The following is an 18,626-nucleotide window of genomic DNA, read 5'->3' on the forward strand; positions in this document are numbered from 1 at the left end:
GTGGCCGGCACCGGCCGGCAGCCAACCACTGGCGAAAAGGGCCGAAGCGATGACACACCATGTGGCCTCGATGCTTGAGACCTACCCCAAGGACCTGGGTGGATTGGACCGCCAAAAACTGGCCGAATGCATAGCGGCCTGCTTCGAATGCGCCCAGATATGTACCGCGTGTGCGGATGCCTGTCTCAGTGAGGATATGGTCGCTGAGCTGACGAAGTGCATCCGCACCGACCTCGACTGCGCCGACATCTGCGCCACTACCGGAAAGATCCTCTCCCGGCACACCGGCTACGACGCGAACATCACCCGGGCGATCCTGGAAGCCTGCCGCACTGCCTGCAAGTCTTGCGCCGAGGAATGCGAACAGCACGCCGGGATGCACGAACACTGCAGGATTTGTGCAGAGGCCTGCCGCCGCTGCGAAACTGCCTGCAGTGACCTGCTTGCATCCTTGGGTTAGCGGCTTCCCCCGACCGCTTCCAGCGCGGCTGACCCAAGGCGGGCCGCGGGGTCTAGCATGTGCTAGCAGCGTCCGCCAGGACGGGGGAGTCGACATGCGCCGCGCAGAATCCGTTCCGAGCGTTTCCAGAACAAGGGAAGCCCGTCCCTCTAGCGGGGGCATCCCCGCTAGAGGGACTTTTTACCCGTCCGGAGCAGCTGGCAAGCAGGAAGCCGCCGCGATCATCGACCCGCGGGAATCCGTAGGTCCGCCGGTCAGCGCAGCGGGTCGAACGGACGGATCTCGTCCGGCACGCGGCCGGTAACAATCTGCTCGGCCAGCAGCTTTCCGGTGGCCGGGCCCAGCACAATGCCCCACATCCCGTGGCCGCCGGCAACGTACACGCCGGGGGAGCGGGTGGCGCCGACCAGCGGCAGCCCGTCCGGAGTGACCGGGCGCGGACCCACCCAGAGATCCTCGAGATTCTCCAGGTCCATATTGGTGAACAGCGGCCGGACCGAGGCCAGAATGGCGTCGATCCGTCCGGTCTGCAGCGGCTCGTCCGGACCGCGGAACTCCATTGTTCCGGCGATGCGCAACCGTCCCTGATACGGGGTGCAGGCTACACGGCGGGCGGGGAAGTAAATCGGGAACTCGGCCGGCTGGTCGGTTTCCACGCTGAAGGAATACCCACGGCCGGCCTGCACCATGGTGCGCACGCCCAGCGGCTTGGCGAGCTCCGGTAGCCACGCCCCCGTGGCCAGGACAACAACGTCGGCGTGGAACGGCTCCTGGGCATAGGTCTCCACCGAGATCCCGGTGTGGCCGTGGCGCAGCGAGCGGACCTCCGCACCCGGGACGATCTTCCCGCCCCGTTCCACCACCGCTTCCGCAAGGGCCTCCACAAACGGGCCGGGCTCGAGGAACCGCTGTCCCTCCAGCTCGAACACCGTCGAGACCGCGGCAGACAGCTGCGGCACCTTCATCTGGGCGTCTTCCAGGCGGGTCAGCGGAGCGGACTGGCCGGCCTTCTCCACGTTGGCCAGCTCGTGGACGAAGTGGCGGCTCTCCTTCTCGTCCTCGAAACCGACGATGAAGGGGCCCTTCCGCGTCCAGGCTTCGACGCCGTTGTCCGTCAACTCGTCGAAGCTCTCCAGCGCCATCTTGTCGATCGGCGTCAGTGCAGCCATGGTCCGGTCCCAGGCCTTCTGCGTGCCGTGCAGCGCGAAGCGGGCCAGGAACTTCCACAACTGCGGGTCCAGCCGGGCGGGAATGTGCAGCGGCGCCGCGGGATCAACCAGCGCCTTCGGGCCGTAGGTCCAGACGCTCGAGTCCGACAACGGCATGGCCATGCCGGGCGTCAGCCAGCCGGCGTTGCCCCAGGAAGCACCGGCGGCGACACCGGACCTGTCCAAAACGGTCACTTCCACGCCGCGTTCCTGCAGGTGCCAAGCGGTGGCCAGTCCCACCATGCCGGCCCCTACGACGACGGCGGTGCTTGGGGCGTGTGCGCGAGAGTACATCGGTGCTCCTCGGGTTGTTTCTGCTCTCGGCACCTATCGTGAACAATGTTTACCGGTATCGCAAGTGATTGGGAGAAGATTCTGCAAGACTGGAATCAGCGAAGCAAAAGTTCAGGAAGTGGTGGCTGTCACATGGCGGAATCGAATGATGTTCGACGCCCTTTGGGGGCAGCGGCCGGGTCCGGACTGGACCGCATCGACCGGCTGATTGTCGAGTTGCTCCAGAATGACGCCCGGACTCCTAACAATGCGATCGCCGCAGCTGCAGGCATTGCTCCGTCAACCTGCCTGAGCCGGATCCGTTCCCTGCGCGAGCGGGGCGTGATTCGGGGCTTCCACGCCGACGTCGATCCGGCTGCCGTGGGGCGCGGGCTGCAGGCGCTAATTTCCATCCGCCTGCAGGCGCACGCCCGGTCGAACCTAGCCGAATTCAAGGACTACTTGGCCGGCCTGCCCGCGGTGGAAGGAATCTTCTTTGTCACCGGAGACCGCGATTTCCTGATCCACGTGGCCGTGGCGGACTCCAATGCGCTGCGCAATCTGGTGGCGAACAACCTCAGCCTCCGGCCGGAGGTTGCAGGTACCAACACCACCGTGATCTTCGAACACGTCCGGCCGCCGGGAAGCTCGCTCGCCCCCTGATTAAGCACCCCCTCTGACCATTTGTTGACACGTCATTCTTCTCATCGCTAGGATTGTTGAAACGTCAAGCAATCTATCGAAGGCTGCCATGTCCTGGTTCAAGAATCTTTTCAGCAAGTCCAGCGCCCGCCGGTCTGCCGCCAACCCTGCGGCAGCAGCGGCCGAGTCCCGTGAGAACGAAACGGCCAGCGAAACGGTGTCCGCAGAAACTGCGGCCGGAGCTGCGCCCGTGGAGACTCCGGCTGCGGCAGAGGCCTTCGCAGGCCTCCCCAAGATCGCCATCATCACCGGCAGCACCCGCCCCGGCCGGGTCAACGACTCGGTGGCCGCTTGGGTGGCCGCCGAATTGGCCGGCCGGACCGACGCAACGTTCGAGGTTGTCGACATTGCCGACTTCAACCTTCCGCTGCTGGATGAGGCGTACCCCGCCGCCTACCAGAACTACCAGGGCGACCACACCAAGGCCTGGTCGGCCAAGATCAGCGAATTCGACGGCTACATCTTCGTGGCCAACGAATACAACCACACCGTCTCGGCGGCACTGGCCAACGCGTTGTCCTACCTGAACGCGGAATTCAACAACAAGGCCGCCGGCATCGTGTCCTACGGTTCGATGGGCGGCGTCCGCGCTGCCGAGCACCTGCGCAACCTCCTGGCCGAACTGCAGGTGGCAGTGGTCCGCAACCAGGTGATGTTCTCGCTGTTCACCGATTTCGAGAACTTCGCCGACTTCAAGCCGACCGACCAGAACGCCGGAACGCTTGCCCCGATGATCGACCAGCTCATTCCCTGGGCCCAGGGCTTCGCCACCATCCGCACCCCGCAGGCCGCCGCAGTATAGCACGGCATTTCCTGCCGTACCGCCCCGCCGTTCCCATCCGGCGGGGCGGTGCCATTTAACCTGCACGGCGTTTCAGGCTCCTAACCGCCCGCCGCCAGGATGCTGGCCATGGCGACAATGAACCCCGGCAGGCATGCCAGAGCAAGCCCGAGCAGGGCGACGCGCCCGGCCAGCATCACCTGCCGATCCCGCCGTTCGCCTCGCGGCTGTGACTGCCTGATCCTTGGCGCCGGCGCCGCTCCGCCGGTCTCCGCACGTTGGCTTGGCTGTCCGGCGGCCATGACAAGCCGTTGTCCCGCCGCTGCAGGCTCTCCCGACTCCCCGGTGCGGGACCGCCGCCTCAGGGCAGCCGCTGCCCACACCACGCCGATCGCGGCAATGATTCCTGCCAAGACCAAGACACTGGCGGCACTCAACAGCACCAGTACAAGGGCCAAAGGGATATACCAGCGCAGATCCTTCACCGCACCAATCAACGGGACGCGCCGGGACAGCCTGGCTGTAACCACGGCCAGCAGCATGCCATGGCCGATCGCCAGCGCAGAGAAGGCGGCCACCGAGAGCCAGCCGGGCCCGACGATTTGGAAGTCCCGATTGTCTGGCCGCAACGGATCCAAGACGGTGGACAGCACCAAGAGCAACAGCAGTCCGAAGGCTGCACCACCCGCCCGGCCGGCAGGCAGCCAATGCCGCAGCAACCCGTAGAGGAGGGCGGTGAGCATGCCGATAGCGACGCCAAGGACCACCAGGAATCCGGTCCCTCCCAAACTGATGTCCCCGATGACCGACCCGTTTTCAGTGAACCTGCGGTCGTCCTCGGGCGAAGTCATCGCCAGCAGCCGCATGACGAGCCGACCGCCGGCACCGGCCATGCACAAGCCGGCCACGCCGCCGCCGACCAGCAGGACGTTCGCCCACCACAGCACCCGGCGGGCAACGTTCGGCAGGAGGGCGCCGCCGTCGTTATTGGCAGTTGGCGGCCGGAACCGCTCCCCGCCCCCTAGCAACACCACAGCCAAACCCGCGGCCACCAGCAGGCCGCACAGCATCATGAGCACCATCGAACCAGTATCGGGCGACGCCAAACGGCACCGGACCCCAGTCATTGTCGACTGGGGTCCGGTGGCTGACCGGGCCCGCCGGGATGGCCGGCGGGCGGCAGCGGGTTAGGTTGTTCCGTGCGCTTCGTTCCGTTGGCGCATCATGTAGGTGATGCCCAGGGCCAGCATGACCGCGCCGAGGATGAAGTTCAGCCAGTTGGTGGCTGTGTTGGTGGACAGGAAATTGGCCCCATATGCGGCGGGTCCGACGATCAGGCCGTACAGCCACATCGCGAGGTACAGGATGCCTGCTCCCATCAGGAATTCCCGCGCACCACTGGCGCTGCGGCTCATGATGTAGCCCACCACGCCTACCACCAGGTAGACGATGTTGAGCAGCACGGACACTTGGAACACGTTGAGCAACTTCGCCTCTGAGCCTCCGGCGAAGGCCATGTCCCCGTAATGCATGGTGATGCCCGGGATGAAGCCCAGAACACCGATCACAAAGAGAACAATTCCCGAAGCCATCGCAGCGTTACGCACAGTCCCACGGGAGACATGTGCGTGTCCGGCATGCGGTGATGCGGTTGTCATTTCTCCTCCCAAACAATGAGTTTCGAAACTTCGTCGAGTAACAACTCGGCCGTTGGTAGGGCGCATCTGACGTCAGAACCAGCGCTTTCAGTGTACGTCCGTTTGCCCGCTCCGGCGCGAAAAAATCACGACGACGGCGGCCGGGTTTGGGGCGTCATCGCGGCCGTGCGGGCGGTCCCGTGGAGTGCGCCGGTCAGGCCTCGAGCAGTCGCTTGAGCGTGTGCAGATCCTGGTCCACCGCCGCCGCGTCGGCGTCGAACATGGCCTGGTCCATGCCTTCGCGGCGGTAGAGCGTGAAGACAACCTCCACGCCGTCGCCATTGCCCAGCACGCGCAGCGGGTTGTAAATCGACTCGCCTGAAGCGGTGATGACGTGGTGGTCCAACACACCAAACTCATTGCGTTCGGCAAACTTCACCCGCACCGGGCCGGCGGACGTTTCCGCCACCCACGAGTCGTCGACCATGCCGATGGAGGAGCTGAGCCCGGCGGCCCACTTCGGCAGGTTCTCCGGGTTGCTGGTGAACTCGTAGACCTCCCCAAAGGGGCGGTCGATGGCAATGCTGATGTGCCGCGCTGCAAAGGTCATGGGAACAGTCTTCAGGTTCGCTCCGGCGCGGACAAGACCCGGCGGCCGGTCCTCACCGCCGGAAGAGGCCGAGAGTGAAGTTCGGGCCACAAAGCGTGTACATGACAGACTTGGACCATGGCATCCAGGATTGGCAACGGCGAGGACCTCCAGGAGAAGGCAGCCCACATCGGCATGCGCATGGAAGACCGCTGGCAGGCGTACCGGGAGCGGCGGGCGCGGCGGCGCGGAGACGTCGCCACCGTGATGCCGTTTACCGGCTACGGCACGGACGGCTGGATCCGCGTGCTTGGCCGGGTGGTCATGGCCAGGCCCGGCGCCTTCGACAACGGCCGGATGCCCTCCAAGCTGGTGGCAGACGGCATCCGCGGCTGGCGGAACTTCATCAGCCCACCGGTGGCCAACGCGCGCGTGACCATCTCCGCCGCCGGCGTCGAACATCAAGTGGTGGCCGACCGCGGCGGCGTGGTGGACGCAAAAGTCTCCGTGGATCTTGCGCCCGGCTGGCACACCGTGACGCTGCGCTGCGAGGACTCCGAGCCGGTGGAAGCTGCGGTGTATGTGGTGCCGCCGGGGGAGCGCTTCGGTGTGGTCTCCGACGTCGACGACACGGTGATGGTCACCGCCCTGCCGCGTCCACTGCTGGCGGCTTGGAACACCTTTGTGCTGGATGAACATGCGCGCAATCCCACCCCGGGCATGGCGGTCATGCTGGAACGGGTCGCGCGCCAACATCCGGGCAGCCCAGTGTTGTACCTTTCCACCGGTGCCTGGAACGTTGCGCAGACCTTGACCCGGTTCCTGTCCCGGAACCTGTATCCGGACGGCGCGCTGCTGCTCACCGACTGGGGCCCCACCAAAGACCGCTGGTTCCGCAGCGGACAGCTGCACAAGGTCGACCAGTTGCGGCGGCTGGCCGAAGAGTTCCCGGACATCAAATGGCTGCTGATTGGCGACGACGGCCAGCACGACGAGGCCATCTACGCCGGCTTCGCGCTGCGCTATCCGGGGCACGTGGCGGCCATCGCCATCCGGCAACTGTCGGTCAGCGAAGCGGTGCTGGCTGGCGGGCGTTCACAGGACCGCCCCAGCGGCCCGGCGCGCAGCATCCCCTGGATCTATGCCCCTGACGGGAAGGGCCTGGCGAACCAGCTCCAGCAGCTGGGTATCCTGTAGCGCCGTCCCCGGTGGCGCTGGCAGTGTCGGCGTTTCCGGCTGAACACGACGGCGCCCCGCTCCTTGCGAAGCGGGGCGCCGGCGCGCGATCAGGATCGAGTATTCAACAGGCGGCCTTTTCAGAGCTGAAAAGGCCGCCTGGTGAATAGTGGATGTTTAGGCCGTGGCGTCGACCGGGCCGAAGACGGCTTCGATCATGCCGCGGGCTGTGTCGGTGTCGGTCTTCTCGGCCAGGGCAAGCTCAGAGCACAGGATCCGCATGGCCTGCTCCAGCTGGTGCTTCTCGCCGGCCGAGGAGCCGCGTCCGAGGGCCCGCAGCGAGAGGTCGCGGACCACTTCGCTGACCTTGTAGATGTCGCCGCTGTTAATCTTTTCCTGATTGGCCTTGAAGCGGCGCGACCAGTTCTCCTGGTCCTCGGGCACCTTCGCCTTGAGGATCGCGAAGACCTCCTTGACGCCCTTCTTGCTGATGGCCTTGCGCACACCGACCGTTTCCGCGTTGCCCAGCGGCAGTTCGATCATCAGTCCGTCGTGATGCGCGCGGAACTGCACAAACTTGGTCTGGCAGTCCTTGAACGGACGGGTCCGGAGATCGGTCACGGTGACGGCGCCGTGCGGGGGGTAGACGAGGGTGTCGCCAACTTTAATATTCATTGATGCCCTTTCATGCCATTATGGCAGATACTGCCACATTGGCAGCTAATACTCAAATATTGGGGTATCTTGGAAGCTGCTATGCCACAGAAATCGCCGATCAACGGCGCTTCCAGAACCGATGTGCCCGGCCCTTCCACGGCTGAGCTCCCTGCTGCTGCACCCGGATTAAGGGAGCGACGGCGGCGCCAGACCCGGACCGAAATCAGCGAGGCAGCGCTGCGTCTGTTCCAGGAATACGGCGTTGATGCCACCACCGTGGACGGCATTGCCCACGCCGCCGGGATCTCCCAGCGCACGTTCTTCCGCTACTTCACCAGCAAGGAAGAGGCAGCGCTGCCGGCCCACCAGGACTTCGACGCCGCACTTGAAGCCGGGCTGCTGACCATCGACCCCTCGGGCAATCCGCGCGAAGAGCTGGAGCGTGTCTACCAGCAGGTGATGGAGGGGTACGCGGACAACGATGCTCCGCAGGCCCGCAGCATGTTGCTGGTCAACCAGCTCATCAGGAAGGAACCGCTGCTGAAGGCGGCCCTGCTCAAGCACAATGCCACCCGCACCACGGGACTCGTGGATGCCCTGATGGACAGGTTCGGCCGCGACGGCGTCAGCGATCTGCAGATCAGGCTCGCCTTCGAGACCTGCGCGGCAGTGGTCCGGGTGGCCTTCGAAGTCTGGGTGACCCGGCGCGAGGCGGGCCGGAACGACAACCTGCCTGACATTTACGCCTCCGCCCGGCAGCTGGCCCACTGACGTGCGGTCCGAGCGGAACGCCCGGCCCTTCGTGCTGAGCGCGGGGCGGCCCGGCCGCCAAGGAGCCGGCAGGTGGCATTTTGGGCACGTCGCCAGCAGCTACGCCGAGCCGTGCGTGGCGGCGGCTCCATGAAGGCTCTCGGATCCGCCACCGCCTGTCCGTGCCAGAGCGGCCGGACGTACGGGGAGTGCTGCGGACCGCTGCACCGAGGCGGCTTGGAGGCACCGACGGCGGAAGCCCTGATGCGCTCGCGCTACACGGCGTTCGTGACAGGCGACGTGGACTATCTGCTGCGTACCTGGCATCCGGAAACACGGCCGGCGAGCCTTGAGCTGGATCCCACGCTGGTGTGGACCGGACTGCAGATCCTGAGAACCGTTCGCGGTGGCGAAGCGGACCGCGCGGGCACGGTGGAGTTCCGGGCTACTTACCGCGAGGGCGGCCAAGACCGGGTGCAACAGGAGAAGAGCACGTTCGTTCGCGAGGACGACCGCTGGGTCTACCGCGACGCCCTGTCTCTGTCCTGACTCCGGCCCGCAGCCCGTTGCCGGCTCCCGTCCCTGGCCCGGCCCAGCGGCGTGCTCCCGCCGCCCGCGCGCCTGCCGCCCGCGCGCCTGACGTCCGCCCGCCGCCTGACGCCCGCCCGCCGCCCGACGCCGCCCGCCTGCCGGGCGCGCGCCGTCGTCGTTCATCAGTCCAGGGTTAGGAACAGGACCGCGTAGATGCCGAGCGCGCCGAGCACCACCACGCTGCCGGCGACCCAGGCGGCCGCGGCGGCGTCGGCGTGGATCCTTTCGTTGGCGATGCCGGAGACTGCCCGGCGGTAGCGCAGTTTCTGGGTGAGGTAGATGCCCAAGGCCGTGCACAACGCAACGGTCACGAGCGTTGCCGTGAACCAGCCGTATTCCGGAAACCAGCGCAAAAACATCGCCGTCGCCACGATCATGGCCAGGGTGGTCCGGCTCCAGGCTAGCGACGTGCGCTCGGGTTGCAGGCCGGCGTCATGGTGTTCCGGCTCGGGGGTGGGCCGGGCGCGCCGCATCACGTCTGCCGCAGCAGGACGAAGACCAGCAGCAGCGCTGCCACCACTCCGCCGCCAATGGCCAGAATCGGGGCGATCAGCGGCAGCGGCAAGGGAGTCTTGTGTCGCATGGACCGTTCGATGTTCAGCCAGCGGAAAAAGGAACCGCAGCCGATCGCCATCGCAAGCACCAAGAGCACGACCGCGATGGTCGTGCGGATCGCCGGAACGAAAATGTCGGTGGTAAAGGCCTCCACCGCGATGCCGCCCGCCACCAGGGCCAGCGACGTGCGGATCCACGCGAGGAACGTGCGCTCGTTGGCCAGCGTGAACCGCGGATCGGGCTCGGTGCCGCCGCGGAGCAGTTTGGCGGCGAACTTGCCGCGTTCCGGACGGGGTGAAGGCGATGAAGTAGGCACGGCTTCATGGTAGTCATGTCCGCGGCTGGGCAGCGTTCATGACGGCCACGTCCGGCCCCGCGCCGACGCACGAGCGAACCCGAGCGTGCGCACGAGCGAACCCGAGCGTGCCCACGAGCGAACCCGCGCCGGCGCACGAATCCACCAGCCGCTGCCGGCAGAGAGTGCGTGCCTACGCCGCCGGGCGGTCCCCGTCGTCGTTCTCTTGGTCCATCCGCGTCACGGTGAAGAAGCGGTTTCCCGCACCCTTGCGGGAGCTTGGCACCAGGAGTTTGGAGTATTTTTCGCACCACTGGGCGGTTCCTGCGGAGTCTGCCGTTGCCGCCGCGATGGCGGCAATGTTGTCGGACCACCCCAGGACGCGCTCGCCCTCAAGGCAGAATTGAATGAGGCCCAGTTGGGTATCAACATGGAGTTCGACGTCCACCCAAACGTCGAAACCCGATACCGTGCTGGCTGTATTTTCTGTTTCGTATGTATTCATCATGAGACTTGTGTTGCGCATCACACTATGCGGCGCCCTCCTACTATAGGGTTCCGGATCCGGAATGCCAAACGGTTTCCACAGCGTAAACGGCCGGTAAAGTAAATCGGGCCATGACCGAGAGACCTTCTGCCCAGCGCCTGTCCTGCAACGTACCGATGCGTTGGGGTGACATGGATGCCTACGGGCACATCAACAACGTGGAAATCCTGCGGATCCTTGAGGAAGCGCGCATCCACGCGTTCGGCCCGCCGGCCGGGACCGGTGGACCCGGACTTGAGGTGGACCTACCGGTCTTCTCCGACCTGCCCGAATCCACCCAGGCGCTGGTGGTCGAGCATCGAGTCAAGTACGTCCGGCCGCTGAACTACCGCAACATCCCGGCCCACGTGGAGGTCTGGATCAGCGCCATCAAGGGTGCCAGCCTGACCATTGCGTACCTGATCATGGACCCGGTGACCGCCGAGCGGTGTGTGCTGGCCGAAACCACGCTGGCGTTCTTCCACACGGATTCCGGACGACTGCTGCGGCTGAGCGACGGCCAGCGGAAAATTCTGGAACCTTATGTGGGCGAGTCAAACTTCCGCTGAAACAACGACGGCGGGGCCCGGCTGCGGATCCCCGCGCAGCGGACACTTTGCTTGGGTTAGCCGGTTGTCTGCCTTGGAACCAAGGCGCGGCGTCAGTCGGGTTGTTGGCTGACGGCATGCCGGCCCAGCTGGGACAGCGCCAGCGGAAATGTGGGGCTGAACGGGAACGGCTTGCTCGATTGCACGTGCAGGTCAGGGCCTACGCAAATCATTTCCCCTGGTTCCAGCAGCCGCCAGCCGGCTTCGCCGTCCATCATTTCGCTGGCAATCACGACGCCGGGGTACCGCGCCAAGTCAGGAAAGCGCGCCCGAATGCGGCTGCTTCGGGCGTCGAGTTGGTGCTGCCCAGCAGGATCGTCAACGGTGTGCTCCAAGATGTACAGCTCGTTCGTTTCCGGATAGCGCAGCGCCCACAAATAGTCCGGAGTGGTGATGATCATGTTCAGGCTGTAGAGCGGCAGGGTGGCGATGATCCAACCGAGCGCGTCGTTGATGCCTTGGGCCACGTCGCCATGGCTGCGGCGTGTTTCGGCCGTAATCAGCGCGAAGATCCGTTCACTGTCGGTCTGGCCGCGCACCAGATGCGCGGCCCCCAGGTGCTGCAACCGCTCGTCAAGCAGTTCCATCCCGCGACAGACGCCGTTGTGTGCGAACAACCGGCCGTCTTGTTCGAAGGGGTGGGTATTCGCAACGGAGGCCTTGCTGCCCGACGAATACCGTACGTGGGCAAGGAAGGTTGAGGAGGTGAAATCCCGTGCGGCGAGTTCGAACGTCCTCCCGTGCCAGGCCGATTCGGCCTGCCGGCTGACTATCGGGGCGCCGAGCGACGTGAAGATGCCGATGCCTGCTCCATCGGGTTGGTGTCTGCCCTGCTCGGACAGGCTGTCCGGAGCGTCGAGCAGCCAGAAGGTGGCGTGGACGCGGTGTTTGCCCGCATGGAGCCCAAACAACCTGCACATTCGTGTTGCCCTCCGTCCTCGGGTGCTGGCTATTCTTCCCTTCGCAATGACTGTCCGGAGGCCGCGAGTGCTTCCGCCAGAATGCGTACCGCCTTCGGCCCCACGCCGTGCAGCGCCAGCAGTTCAGCCTCGGTGCGCCGTGCCACGGTGTCCAAGTCCGTGATGCCGGCCGAGACCAGGGCGCGGGTGGCCGGGCCCCCGACCGCCGGCAACGTGTGCGGTACGATCCCGGTGTCCGCGGCTGCTAGCTGCACGGCCAGCCGTTTCGGAGCACAACATAGCCAGGACCGGCGCAGCAGCCAGTTGAGGTCCATGCCGTTGATGTCGGCCAGAGGCAGCCGGACGCCACTCGGCGTCCCTGAGGGCGCCAACCGCTTGGCCGTCGGGTAGGCAGCCAAGGCGGCATCGGCGTCGTCGTTGGTCAGCTGTAGCTGCAGCAGGCCGCCCTGGGCCAGCGACGCAAACTCCTTCTGCCGGACGGAGAAAACAACCATGCCGGATGGCGAGGCCTCGGCCGTCTCCGGCAGGGCCAGCGCGCTTTTTCGCAGCTGGGCCGGCGTGGTCATGGTTCCGGGCCGTCCCAGCCGAGATTGCGCGCGATGCGTTCCAGGACATCGAGGGTTGCAGCGTACTCGTCGTCGCTGATGCCTTGGGCAAGAACGGTCCGGGTGCGGTCAACCACGTCGCCGAGCGAGGCCAGGCTGGCCCGGCCGGTGTCGGTCAGCGCGTAGTGGCCGTCGGTGGAACTTACCCAGCCGCTTTCCACCAGCTCTTCCACCGGCGCCAGCGGCCCTTCGTCTTCGGTTTCCGGGATGAACGGGCCCAGCGCTTCCGTGAGCTCCTCGGCGGTGGACGGTTTGTCCGCCAACAGGTTCATCATTTGCCACTGCCGGCGCGTGATGCCGTGTTCCTCCATGGTCTCGATGAACTGTTCGTCGATCAGCCGGTCAACGAGCTTCAGCCAAAATCCGATAGGTCGTAGAGGTGCCATGCCGCCACCCTACAAGGATGACCTCATAGTGATCGACAAAAACGTCGAACCCGCCGCGGAACTGGTGCCTGAACCGTTTTCTGCCGTCAGCAGACCATGCTGACTCCTGTGCCGCACGTTTCTACGATGGAACCAGCCAGGAGGGAGTTCCATCGTGCTCGAACTTCAAAAGCTTCAACGCCATCCCGTTTCCGGACCGGCGCCGCTGCTGCGGGACGTCTACGGGACCGTGCTGCGCCGGGAACGCCGTCGCCAGCATCGCACGCTTGAGGACGTGGCCACCCGCGCCGGGGTGTCCGTCCAATACCTGTCGGAGATTGAACGCGGGCTAAAAGAGGCATCTTCGGAGATCCTCGCCGCGGTCTGCGCGTCGCTGGGCTCCGGGCTGGCTGCGTTCCTGGCCGCGGCGCACCGTGAACTGGCTGCCTCCGAGCGCCGGCCGGTACTTGATCTGACCCGATCGGTTCCGCCGGATTCGTTGACGTCGGGCGCAGTGGACCCGGGCATCGGCGCAGAACCGGATTCAGGCGCAAAGCCGGGCCTTGGTACAGAATTGGGCCTCGGCGCAGAGCCGGACCTCGGTACAGAATTGAGCCTCGGCGCAGAGCCGGACCTCGGTACAGAATTGAGCCTCGGGGTAGAACTGGACCCGGGTGCTCAGGCCGCTCCGTCGCCGCCGTCCATCTTGATGGCCGCTTAGACCCGACCGTCACGGCGGCCGGCGACTCCCCCCTGGCGCCAACATCACGACGGCGGCGGCCCACCCTGATTGCCAACGTCACGGGACAAGCGGCCCCGGGCAGCGAGACCCCCGGCCTGTTGACCCGCGGATCGGTGGTGCGCGGACAGCACAACGGGCAGGTGCGGCCTTTGCGGCTGCGCCTGCCCGTTGGAGCTGCGGTGTGTGGCGTGGGTTAGGCCATGGCCGCCAGTTTGGTCTTGCCGAAGAGGGCACGGTCAACCGAGATTCGGCCGGGGCCGACCAGTGCCAGCGCCAGTGCGGCGGCGCCGAGCAGCAGCACCAATTCGTAGCCACCGGCCTCCACGAAGACGCCGGCGGACACGTGGACCAGCACCAGGGCGCCGAACATGTTCAGCGCCAGCAGGGCGGCGACCACGCGGGTCAGTACGCCGAGGATCAGGGCGATGCCGCCGCCCAGTTCCAGACCGGCCACGATCGGAGCCGCGATGTCGGCCACCGGGATGCCCATCTGGCCAAACGCGGCCTGGGTGCCGGCAATGGTCCATTCGTTGAACTTCTGCCAGCCGTGGGCTGCAAAGAGGAAGCCCAAAATAACGCGAAGGACGGTACGTGCGGTGGTGGTCAAAGCGGAATTGGTCATGATGTTGTCACCGTTTCGATGGTCAGGGGAACTCGGCCGTCTTGAACGAGCGCTAAGCATCAGGAGGTTGACGCTTCAACTAAATACTGACAGAAATTATGTTGAAGTGTCAACTTTCGCGTCGGGGAGGGATAGCTGCAGCGCTCTCCCGTCGGATGGCGCGCTCGGACGGGAGCCGAGGCTCCGTGCAGCAAGCCCGCTTGCCCAAGGTCGGCCCGGTCAGCAAGGCACCGCGGGCGGACTTAGCTACCTAAGCCCGGCGGACCGGCTGGCGCAGGATGGTCTTGAGCTTGGCCGGCTCAGTCTTGCGGGCATCGCTGAGGTAGATCTCGTGGTGCCGACCCACCCGTTCCAGCTTGTTCGCCGGCAGATATTCATCGTGCAGCCGGGCCAGCACGGGTCCTTCGTCGTCGTACGGGCCCCCATGCATGACCTGGACGCTGAGCCCTTCATCCAGTGAGCCGAGCCGGAGCGAGTCCACGGCGGGAAGTTCCTTCCTGGCCGCTGCCTGCCCTATCGCGTCTTTGACGTGGTCCGGTCCCAGCCAATCGGGCTGGCGGATCATCAGCGTCCACGACCACTCGTCCTTGGCTCGACGGGTAAACGCGGACATGTCGTTGGCCCACCACAGGCCTTCCAGCGGGCCGACCACATAGTCGCGGCCGAGCTGCTTCTTGCTGGCGAACTTCAACGTGTAGGAGACGGAATACAGTGCTTCGATCACCTGGCCGTACCACTCGGACGTGTTCGGATTGCCGTGGCCGTCTGCCTCCAGAAACTGCATCGGAGGGACGGTGAGCAAGCGGAAATCTTTGCCGGCGGAGTAAAGCTCCTTCTGGTCCTTCTTGAAATCCAGCTTGTCCATGTTTGCTTTCCGAAGTGGGGGAATGTGGTCTAGTTATATCGCGTAGTCACGGCTGAGACGAGGGAAAATGCTGCAGCAGTTCGCCGCCGAATGGTGGCGCAGGATCGCCGACGGATTCACGCGGGGTGAACCGCTCGAAACCGGAATTCTGGAGCTGGCGCTGATCCTGGCTGTTGCGCTGGTCTTGTCGGTCCCGCGCGGCAGCTGGCGGTACTTCGGGTTGTTCGTCACGGCGGTCCATGAGCTTGGACACGCTTTCGCGGCGCTGACCACTGGTCGGCTGGTGCGCGGAATCCATCTGCGGTTCGACCAATCCGGTGCGATGATCAGCCGTGGGGCAGGCCCTGCCTCGGCTGCTTGGGCAGGGTTCTGGGGATACCCGGTGCCCGCCCTGGTCGGAGCGGTATTGGTCTGGGCCGCATTCACGGGATGGTCTGGTGCGGCGCTGTCGGTGAGCGCGCTCCTGCTGCTGGCCACGTTGTTGTTCATCCGAAATCTCGAGGGCATCGTGATCGCCGTGGGACTGGCGGTTGCCTCCCAACTGCTGGTCTGGTTTGCGCCGGCGGAGTTCCTGGGCCATGTGACCCTGGCCCTTGGCATCGGGCTGCTGGTTGGAGCCGTGCGCGACTGGGTGAATCTGCTGAGCGTCCACACACGGCGCCGCCATCAGCTGGCCAATTCAGATGCCTTCATCATCGCCAAACGGACGGGGATTCCTGCCGCGTTCTGGCTGGCCGGGTTCGCCTTGGTGATCTTGGCGTGCTGGGCCGGGGCGGTGGCAACCGTCGCCGGCGTCGGCAATCTGGTGAACCTCTGACCGCCGCCGCACACCTCTGGTGGCGTCGCACCAACCACCGACCGCCCGCCGCCCACACCTCTAACCCAGCCGCCCGTGACCGTGGCTTTGCCCACAGTAATTTCGCCTGAACGGCGCACTGCGGCGGTTCCCGAGGGCCGGGAATTATCGCCCTAGGTCAGACGTTGTTGAAACGATGTTGAAATGTCTGGATGAGCAGCTATGATGGGCGCTCGCAGATAGGTCAAAACAAACTAGAGCATCAGGAGTTCTAAACCCGCATGGCAACCGATTACGACGCACCGCGCAACAAGGACGACGACAATAGCAATGAGTCGCTCGAAGCCCTTCAGGCCCAGCGCTCCGGTGGTGCGAAGACCGCGCTGATCGACGTCGAGGATTCGGACACCGCCGAGGGCATTGACCTTCCTGGTGCTGATCTCTCCGGCGAAGAACTGGTAGTGCAGGTTGTTCCTCCCCGTGAGGACGAATTCACCTGTTCCTCCTGCTTCCTGGTCCGCCACCGCAGCCAGGTAGCCCGCGAAAAGAACGGCGAGAAGTACTGCCGCGACTGCGAAGGCTAAATCTCAAATGCCGAACCCCGCGCTGTTTGCAGCGCGGGGTTCTGTTGTTAAACCAAAGCAGCGGTCTGCCAAGACCGAGTGCTCACAGCTCGCGGATGGCCTGGCTGATCGGTGTGCTTCCGTTGATGAATTCGATCACTTTCCCGGTGGTGGACGGAACGGCGAGCACCTCTGCCGCGACCAGCGCGACGTCCTCCCGGCTCACCTGACCGCCTGGCGTTCCCGGCCCGGCCTGAATCTTTCCAATCGCCGGTTCCAGAGTCAGTGCGCTGGGACCAAGAATCGTCCAGTCCAGCGACGTCGACTTCAGGTACTCGTCCGCGGCCGCCTTCGCCTCGGCGTAGGGGAAGAACGCATTGTCTTCGGGGACTCCATGATCCTTGCCGGCGCCCAGGTAGGACACCATGATGTAACGCTGCACACCGGCGGCCGCCGCGGCATCCATCGACCGGATGGCCGCGTCGCGATCCACTGCATAGGTGCGTTCTGGATTGCCGCCACCGGCACCGGCGGACCAAACAACAGCCTCGTGCCCCCGCAGTTGATCGGCCAATTCCCCAGCCGTGGCGGTCTCGACGTCGACAACCAACGGCGTCGCCCCGGCGTCCTGGACATCGGCGGCATGGTCCGGATTGCGGATCATCGCACTGACCTCGTGGCCCTGGCCGGTGAGGATGCGGGAGAGGTGCAGCGCGACCTTGCCGTGGCCACCAATAATGGCAATGCGGGACATATGCTTCCTTCCGTTGCGGTCTCTCCCCAACTTAGGCACGGACACCGGCCAATCGCCAGTGCCCAGCATGTCTGGAAGTACGACGGCGGTGCTCGCCTCGGGCAGCACCGTCCGGGGGGGTACCGTGAGCTGCATCGGGTTAGGGGTGTTTTGCCCTCGAGCGGGACGCCCTTGACTGGCGGCTTCCCCAGGCCTTAACCGTCGCTGCCGGTCAGATGGATCGCGGCCTCCGGGGTGGCCACGCGGAAGCTGAACGACTGCTCGATGTAGAAGTAAACGAACTCCTCGTCGTGCCGGTCGTAGCCGACCGAGAGGTCTTGGCCCGACTCGAACAGAAAGTCACCGCCGCGCAGGCTCATCACTATCGCCCCGCGGACCCCTGGGGCCCAGATGATCGGGCCGCCCAGCAGCTTGCGCAAGTGCTCCGACAGCAAATATCCGCCGCGCTCCGTCGCCTCCACCACTGCTGTGTAGTGCCCGGGGCCGAGCGCCAGCCCGAACGGCCCGGCGATGCCCACCCGCAGCAGGGCCGAGACGGCCTTGGCCACGCGCTTGGGGTAGTCGTTGAAGTCCGGCACGCGCGGTATGGGTGCGTGCGGCGTGGCGCTGGTGACTCCGGTGATACCCACCTGCCTCCAGCCGTGGAAGACGGCTGAGTTCTCCGCTATGGCAATTTGGAGTGCCGCCTCATCCAGATCGGTGAGGTCCACGTCCGCCGCTCCTCGATCATGGTCCAGCAATTCCATGCGGGAAACCTTGAACGGTGCCCGGACCTCCACCAAGGGGAGCACCCCGCGCCGTCGCGCCGCCACGCCGTCGGCCGGCACCGGCCCGGTCACCTGTTCCGTGCGTCCCAAATTCGTGGCGGAATACTCCCAGCCGAAGGGTCCTGCGAAATCGACCATCTTGCGGGCACCCAACGCCACGGTGAGCCGCTCCCTGGCTTCCTGATCCAACAGCTTCCAGCCGCCGTCGGAAATCGGGGCATGTTCGCGCAGCAGGTGGTTAAGGGTCATGAGAAGTCCTCCCGGAGGCTGCCGATCCCCAGCGACGGATCGGCGCGGCCCGGCCCGGCCCCGGAACCTGCGGGCGCTTCGGGGCTCGCTCCGGTTGCGGCCGCAGCCTCGGCGGCGCCGCCGTTGGCCACAATGTCGCCGTCTTGAAACAACGTGCCCCGGGCAATTTGGCGCCATCTCGGTTTCCGCCGCAGCAGGAACTCCAGATCCATGCTGAAATGCTTGAACTCCTCGGCCAGTGAGTCCTCCATGATGGCGACCGACTGCGGATCCTTTTCCAGCGACATCCGTTGCTCGTACCAGCCGATCGCCTCGGCTTCCTCGGTCAGATTGGCGCACATCCGCGCGAACGTCCGCGTCTCGGCGGAGAGCTCTTGGGCGGGTTCGTGATACTGGTCAAAGCCCATCTGGATTCCTCCGTGAGGTTGTGCCTCTGAGTCAGCGTAGCCACGGCCCAGCCACCTGACTACCCCTGACGACGGCGGAGCACGGCTGGTTCCGGGAAGCTCGGCTGGGGTGCGGGCCGAGCAACCCCGCCAGCTCCTCAGGACCGGCGACCCTGCATTTACC

The 18,626-nt window shown here is 65.4% G+C and carries 26 protein-coding genes; 10 read left to right on the forward strand and 16 right to left on the reverse strand.

Annotated features, from left to right (window positions below; translation table 11 throughout):
* Positions 1 to 49: 49 nt before the first annotated feature.
* Positions 50 to 460 (forward strand): four-helix bundle copper-binding protein, encoded by a 411-nt coding sequence (locus tag AC5RW2_RS13535; protein WP_493963172.1) that lies wholly within the window; start codon positions 50 to 52, stop codon positions 458 to 460.
* Between the two features lie 254 nt (positions 461 to 714).
* Here the strand turns inward: AC5RW2_RS13535 and AC5RW2_RS13540 are convergent, their stop codons facing one another.
* Positions 715 to 1,962: an NAD(P)/FAD-dependent oxidoreductase gene (locus tag AC5RW2_RS13540; RefSeq protein ID WP_493963173.1), complete on the reverse strand. Its 1,248-nt coding sequence runs from the start codon at positions 1,960 to 1,962 to the stop codon at positions 715 to 717.
* A 132-nt stretch (positions 1,963 to 2,094) separates the two neighbouring features.
* Here AC5RW2_RS13540 and AC5RW2_RS13545 point away from each other — a divergent pair, with 132 nt between their 5' ends.
* Positions 2,095 to 2,604 carry an Lrp/AsnC family transcriptional regulator gene (locus AC5RW2_RS13545; protein WP_493963174.1) on the forward strand — a complete coding sequence of 170 codons (510 nt, stop codon included), beginning with the start codon at positions 2,095 to 2,097 and terminating at the stop codon, positions 2,602 to 2,604.
* An 88-nt stretch (positions 2,605 to 2,692) separates the two neighbouring features.
* Entirely contained in the window at positions 2,693 to 3,445 is a 753-nt protein-coding gene (locus AC5RW2_RS13550) for an NADPH-dependent FMN reductase (protein ID WP_493963175.1), read from the forward strand.
* An 80-nt stretch (positions 3,446 to 3,525) separates the two neighbouring features.
* On the opposite strand, the gene AC5RW2_RS13555 is transcribed toward AC5RW2_RS13550, so the two are convergent.
* From AC5RW2_RS13555 to AC5RW2_RS13565, 3 genes are all read right to left on the reverse strand, one after another.
* Positions 3,526 to 4,506: a hypothetical protein gene (locus AC5RW2_RS13555; RefSeq protein WP_493963176.1), complete on the reverse strand. Its 981-nt coding sequence runs from the start codon at positions 4,504 to 4,506 to the stop codon at positions 3,526 to 3,528.
* Positions 4,507 to 4,611: 105 nt separating this feature from the next.
* Positions 4,612 to 5,082: a DUF4383 domain-containing protein gene (locus AC5RW2_RS13560; protein WP_493963177.1), complete on the reverse strand. Its 471-nt coding sequence runs from the start codon at positions 5,080 to 5,082 to the stop codon at positions 4,612 to 4,614.
* A 193-nt stretch (positions 5,083 to 5,275) separates the two neighbouring features.
* Entirely contained in the window at positions 5,276 to 5,671 is a 396-nt protein-coding gene (locus AC5RW2_RS13565; protein WP_493963178.1) for an SRPBCC family protein, read from the reverse strand.
* Positions 5,672 to 5,788: 117 nt separating this feature from the next.
* Between AC5RW2_RS13565 and AC5RW2_RS13570 the strand changes: the two genes are divergently transcribed.
* Entirely contained in the window at positions 5,789 to 6,847 is a 1,059-nt protein-coding gene (locus AC5RW2_RS13570; protein ID WP_493963179.1) for an App1 family protein phosphatidate phosphatase, read from the forward strand.
* A gap of 156 nt (positions 6,848 to 7,003) precedes the next feature.
* On the opposite strand, the gene AC5RW2_RS13575 is transcribed toward AC5RW2_RS13570, so the two are convergent.
* On the reverse strand, positions 7,004 to 7,501 hold the full coding sequence (locus AC5RW2_RS13575; RefSeq protein WP_493942355.1) for a CarD family transcriptional regulator: 498 nt from the start codon (positions 7,499 to 7,501) through the stop codon (positions 7,004 to 7,006).
* Positions 7,502 to 7,582: 81 nt separating this feature from the next.
* Here AC5RW2_RS13575 and AC5RW2_RS13580 point away from each other — a divergent pair, with 81 nt between their 5' ends.
* A complete protein-coding gene (locus AC5RW2_RS13580; protein ID WP_493963180.1) occupies positions 7,583 to 8,254 on the forward strand; it encodes a TetR family transcriptional regulator in 672 nt (223 codons plus the stop codon).
* 129 nt (positions 8,255 to 8,383) lie between these two features.
* Positions 8,384 to 8,782, forward strand: coding sequence for a YchJ family protein (locus AC5RW2_RS13585; RefSeq protein ID WP_494074090.1), 399 nt, complete (start codon positions 8,384 to 8,386; stop codon positions 8,780 to 8,782).
* A gap of 164 nt (positions 8,783 to 8,946) precedes the next feature.
* Here AC5RW2_RS13585 and AC5RW2_RS13590 read toward each other — a convergent pair whose 3' ends face one another.
* From AC5RW2_RS13590 to AC5RW2_RS13600, 3 genes are all read right to left on the reverse strand, one after another.
* Positions 8,947 to 9,297, reverse strand: coding sequence for a DUF202 domain-containing protein (locus tag AC5RW2_RS13590; protein WP_493963182.1), 351 nt, complete (start codon positions 9,295 to 9,297; stop codon positions 8,947 to 8,949).
* A complete protein-coding gene (locus AC5RW2_RS13595) occupies positions 9,297 to 9,695 on the reverse strand; it encodes a YidH family protein (RefSeq protein WP_493951064.1) in 399 nt (132 codons plus the stop codon). Before AC5RW2_RS13595 ends, AC5RW2_RS13590 begins: the two co-directional genes overlap by 1 nt.
* A 172-nt stretch (positions 9,696 to 9,867) precedes the next feature.
* Positions 9,868 to 10,182 (reverse strand): hypothetical protein, encoded by a 315-nt coding sequence (locus AC5RW2_RS13600; protein WP_493951063.1) that lies wholly within the window; start codon positions 10,180 to 10,182, stop codon positions 9,868 to 9,870.
* Positions 10,183 to 10,292: 110 nt separating this feature from the next.
* On the opposite strand from AC5RW2_RS13600, the gene AC5RW2_RS13605 reads away from it, so the two are divergent.
* Positions 10,293 to 10,769, forward strand: coding sequence for an acyl-CoA thioesterase (locus AC5RW2_RS13605; protein WP_493963183.1), 477 nt, complete (start codon positions 10,293 to 10,295; stop codon positions 10,767 to 10,769).
* 92 nt (positions 10,770 to 10,861) lie between these two features.
* On the opposite strand, the gene AC5RW2_RS13610 is transcribed toward AC5RW2_RS13605, so the two are convergent.
* The 3 genes from AC5RW2_RS13610 to AC5RW2_RS13620 are packed head-to-tail and all read right to left on the reverse strand — an operon-like array spanning position 10,862 to position 12,719.
* On the reverse strand, positions 10,862 to 11,728 hold the full coding sequence (locus AC5RW2_RS13610; RefSeq protein ID WP_493963184.1) for a class II glutamine amidotransferase: 867 nt from the start codon (positions 11,726 to 11,728) through the stop codon (positions 10,862 to 10,864).
* A 29-nt stretch (positions 11,729 to 11,757) separates the two neighbouring features.
* Positions 11,758 to 12,294 (reverse strand): hypothetical protein, encoded by a 537-nt coding sequence (locus AC5RW2_RS13615; RefSeq protein WP_493963185.1) that lies wholly within the window; start codon positions 12,292 to 12,294, stop codon positions 11,758 to 11,760.
* Positions 12,291 to 12,719, reverse strand: coding sequence for a MarR family winged helix-turn-helix transcriptional regulator (locus AC5RW2_RS13620; RefSeq protein ID WP_493963186.1), 429 nt, complete (start codon positions 12,717 to 12,719; stop codon positions 12,291 to 12,293). Before AC5RW2_RS13620 ends, AC5RW2_RS13615 begins: the two co-directional genes overlap by 4 nt.
* 154 nt (positions 12,720 to 12,873) lie before the next feature.
* On the opposite strand from AC5RW2_RS13620, the gene AC5RW2_RS13625 reads away from it, so the two are divergent.
* Positions 12,874 to 13,419 carry a helix-turn-helix domain-containing protein gene (locus tag AC5RW2_RS13625; RefSeq protein ID WP_493963187.1) on the forward strand — a complete coding sequence of 182 codons (546 nt, stop codon included), beginning with the start codon at positions 12,874 to 12,876 and terminating at the stop codon, positions 13,417 to 13,419.
* 214 nt (positions 13,420 to 13,633) lie between these two features.
* Here AC5RW2_RS13625 and AC5RW2_RS13630 read toward each other — a convergent pair whose 3' ends face one another.
* Both AC5RW2_RS13630 and AC5RW2_RS13635 read right to left on the reverse strand, forming a co-directional pair.
* Positions 13,634 to 14,062 carry a DoxX family protein gene (locus AC5RW2_RS13630; protein ID WP_493951057.1) on the reverse strand — a complete coding sequence of 143 codons (429 nt, stop codon included), beginning with the start codon at positions 14,060 to 14,062 and terminating at the stop codon, positions 13,634 to 13,636.
* Between the two features lie 250 nt (positions 14,063 to 14,312).
* On the reverse strand, positions 14,313 to 14,927 hold the full coding sequence (locus AC5RW2_RS13635) for a GyrI-like domain-containing protein (RefSeq protein WP_493963188.1): 615 nt from the start codon (positions 14,925 to 14,927) through the stop codon (positions 14,313 to 14,315).
* 67 nt (positions 14,928 to 14,994) lie between these two features.
* Between AC5RW2_RS13635 and AC5RW2_RS13640 the strand changes: the two genes are divergently transcribed.
* Together AC5RW2_RS13640 and AC5RW2_RS13645 are read left to right on the forward strand one after the other, a co-directional pair.
* The gene (locus AC5RW2_RS13640) at positions 14,995 to 15,744 is read left to right on the forward strand and encodes a M50 family metallopeptidase (protein ID WP_493963189.1); all 750 of its coding nucleotides are present in this window, start codon (positions 14,995 to 14,997) and stop codon (positions 15,742 to 15,744) included.
* Between the two features lie 260 nt (positions 15,745 to 16,004).
* On the forward strand, positions 16,005 to 16,307 hold the full coding sequence (locus AC5RW2_RS13645) for a DUF4193 domain-containing protein (protein ID WP_493951054.1): 303 nt from the start codon (positions 16,005 to 16,007) through the stop codon (positions 16,305 to 16,307).
* An 82-nt stretch (positions 16,308 to 16,389) separates the two neighbouring features.
* Here AC5RW2_RS13645 and AC5RW2_RS13650 read toward each other — a convergent pair whose 3' ends face one another.
* From AC5RW2_RS13650 to AC5RW2_RS13660, 3 genes are all read right to left on the reverse strand, one after another.
* Entirely contained in the window at positions 16,390 to 17,040 is a 651-nt protein-coding gene (locus AC5RW2_RS13650; protein ID WP_493951053.1) for an SDR family oxidoreductase, read from the reverse strand.
* A gap of 194 nt (positions 17,041 to 17,234) precedes the next feature.
* Positions 17,235 to 18,056 (reverse strand): family 1 encapsulin nanocompartment shell protein, encoded by an 822-nt coding sequence (locus tag AC5RW2_RS13655; RefSeq protein ID WP_493963190.1) that lies wholly within the window; start codon positions 18,054 to 18,056, stop codon positions 17,235 to 17,237.
* Positions 18,053 to 18,463: a ferritin family protein gene (locus AC5RW2_RS13660; RefSeq protein WP_493951051.1), complete on the reverse strand. Its 411-nt coding sequence runs from the start codon at positions 18,461 to 18,463 to the stop codon at positions 18,053 to 18,055. Before AC5RW2_RS13660 ends, AC5RW2_RS13655 begins: the two co-directional genes overlap by 4 nt.
* Positions 18,464 to 18,626: the final 163 nt, after the last annotated feature.

It is taken from the genome of Arthrobacter sp. B0316-1-20 (assembly GCF_059091865.1).

Bases quoted from the DNA above. Each gene is read 5' to 3' on its own strand.
- AC5RW2_RS13535 (WP_493963172.1), top strand. From the start codon at position 50: ATGACACACCATGTGGCCTCGATGCTTGAGACCTACCCCAAGGACCTG.
- AC5RW2_RS13540 (WP_493963173.1), bottom strand. From the start codon at position 1,962: ATGTACTCTCGCGCACACGCCCCAAGCACCGCCGTCGTCGTAGGGGCC.
- AC5RW2_RS13545 (WP_493963174.1), top strand. From the start codon at position 2,095: ATGGCGGAATCGAATGATGTTCGACGCCCTTTGGGGGCAGCGGCCGGG.
- AC5RW2_RS13550 (WP_493963175.1), top strand. From the start codon at position 2,693: ATGTCCTGGTTCAAGAATCTTTTCAGCAAGTCCAGCGCCCGCCGGTCT.
- AC5RW2_RS13555 (WP_493963176.1), bottom strand. From the start codon at position 4,506: ATGGTGCTCATGATGCTGTGCGGCCTGCTGGTGGCCGCGGGTTTGGCT.
- AC5RW2_RS13560 (WP_493963177.1), bottom strand. From the start codon at position 5,082: ATGACAACCGCATCACCGCATGCCGGACACGCACATGTCTCCCGTGGG.
- AC5RW2_RS13565 (WP_493963178.1), bottom strand. From the start codon at position 5,671: ATGACCTTTGCAGCGCGGCACATCAGCATTGCCATCGACCGCCCCTTT.
- AC5RW2_RS13570 (WP_493963179.1), top strand. From the start codon at position 5,789: ATGGCATCCAGGATTGGCAACGGCGAGGACCTCCAGGAGAAGGCAGCC.
- AC5RW2_RS13575 (WP_493942355.1), bottom strand. From the start codon at position 7,501: ATGAATATTAAAGTTGGCGACACCCTCGTCTACCCCCCGCACGGCGCC.
- AC5RW2_RS13580 (WP_493963180.1), top strand. From the start codon at position 7,583: ATGCCACAGAAATCGCCGATCAACGGCGCTTCCAGAACCGATGTGCCC.
- AC5RW2_RS13585 (WP_494074090.1), top strand. From the start codon at position 8,384: ATGAAGGCTCTCGGATCCGCCACCGCCTGTCCGTGCCAGAGCGGCCGG.
- AC5RW2_RS13590 (WP_493963182.1), bottom strand. From the start codon at position 9,297: ATGCGGCGCGCCCGGCCCACCCCCGAGCCGGAACACCATGACGCCGGC.
- AC5RW2_RS13600 (WP_493951063.1), bottom strand. From the start codon at position 10,182: ATGATGAATACATACGAAACAGAAAATACAGCCAGCACGGTATCGGGT.
- AC5RW2_RS13605 (WP_493963183.1), top strand. From the start codon at position 10,293: ATGACCGAGAGACCTTCTGCCCAGCGCCTGTCCTGCAACGTACCGATG.
- AC5RW2_RS13610 (WP_493963184.1), bottom strand. From the start codon at position 11,728: ATGTGCAGGTTGTTTGGGCTCCATGCGGGCAAACACCGCGTCCACGCC.
- AC5RW2_RS13615 (WP_493963185.1), bottom strand. From the start codon at position 12,294: ATGACCACGCCGGCCCAGCTGCGAAAAAGCGCGCTGGCCCTGCCGGAG.
- AC5RW2_RS13620 (WP_493963186.1), bottom strand. From the start codon at position 12,719: ATGGCACCTCTACGACCTATCGGATTTTGGCTGAAGCTCGTTGACCGG.
- AC5RW2_RS13630 (WP_493951057.1), bottom strand. From the start codon at position 14,062: ATGACCAATTCCGCTTTGACCACCACCGCACGTACCGTCCTTCGCGTT.
- AC5RW2_RS13635 (WP_493963188.1), bottom strand. From the start codon at position 14,927: ATGGACAAGCTGGATTTCAAGAAGGACCAGAAGGAGCTTTACTCCGCC.
- AC5RW2_RS13640 (WP_493963189.1), top strand. From the start codon at position 14,995: ATGCTGCAGCAGTTCGCCGCCGAATGGTGGCGCAGGATCGCCGACGGA.
- AC5RW2_RS13645 (WP_493951054.1), top strand. From the start codon at position 16,005: ATGGCAACCGATTACGACGCACCGCGCAACAAGGACGACGACAATAGC.
- AC5RW2_RS13650 (WP_493951053.1), bottom strand. From the start codon at position 17,040: ATGTCCCGCATTGCCATTATTGGTGGCCACGGCAAGGTCGCGCTGCAC.
- AC5RW2_RS13655 (WP_493963190.1), bottom strand. From the start codon at position 18,056: ATGACCCTTAACCACCTGCTGCGCGAACATGCCCCGATTTCCGACGGC.
- AC5RW2_RS13660 (WP_493951051.1), bottom strand. From the start codon at position 18,463: ATGGGCTTTGACCAGTATCACGAACCCGCCCAAGAGCTCTCCGCCGAG.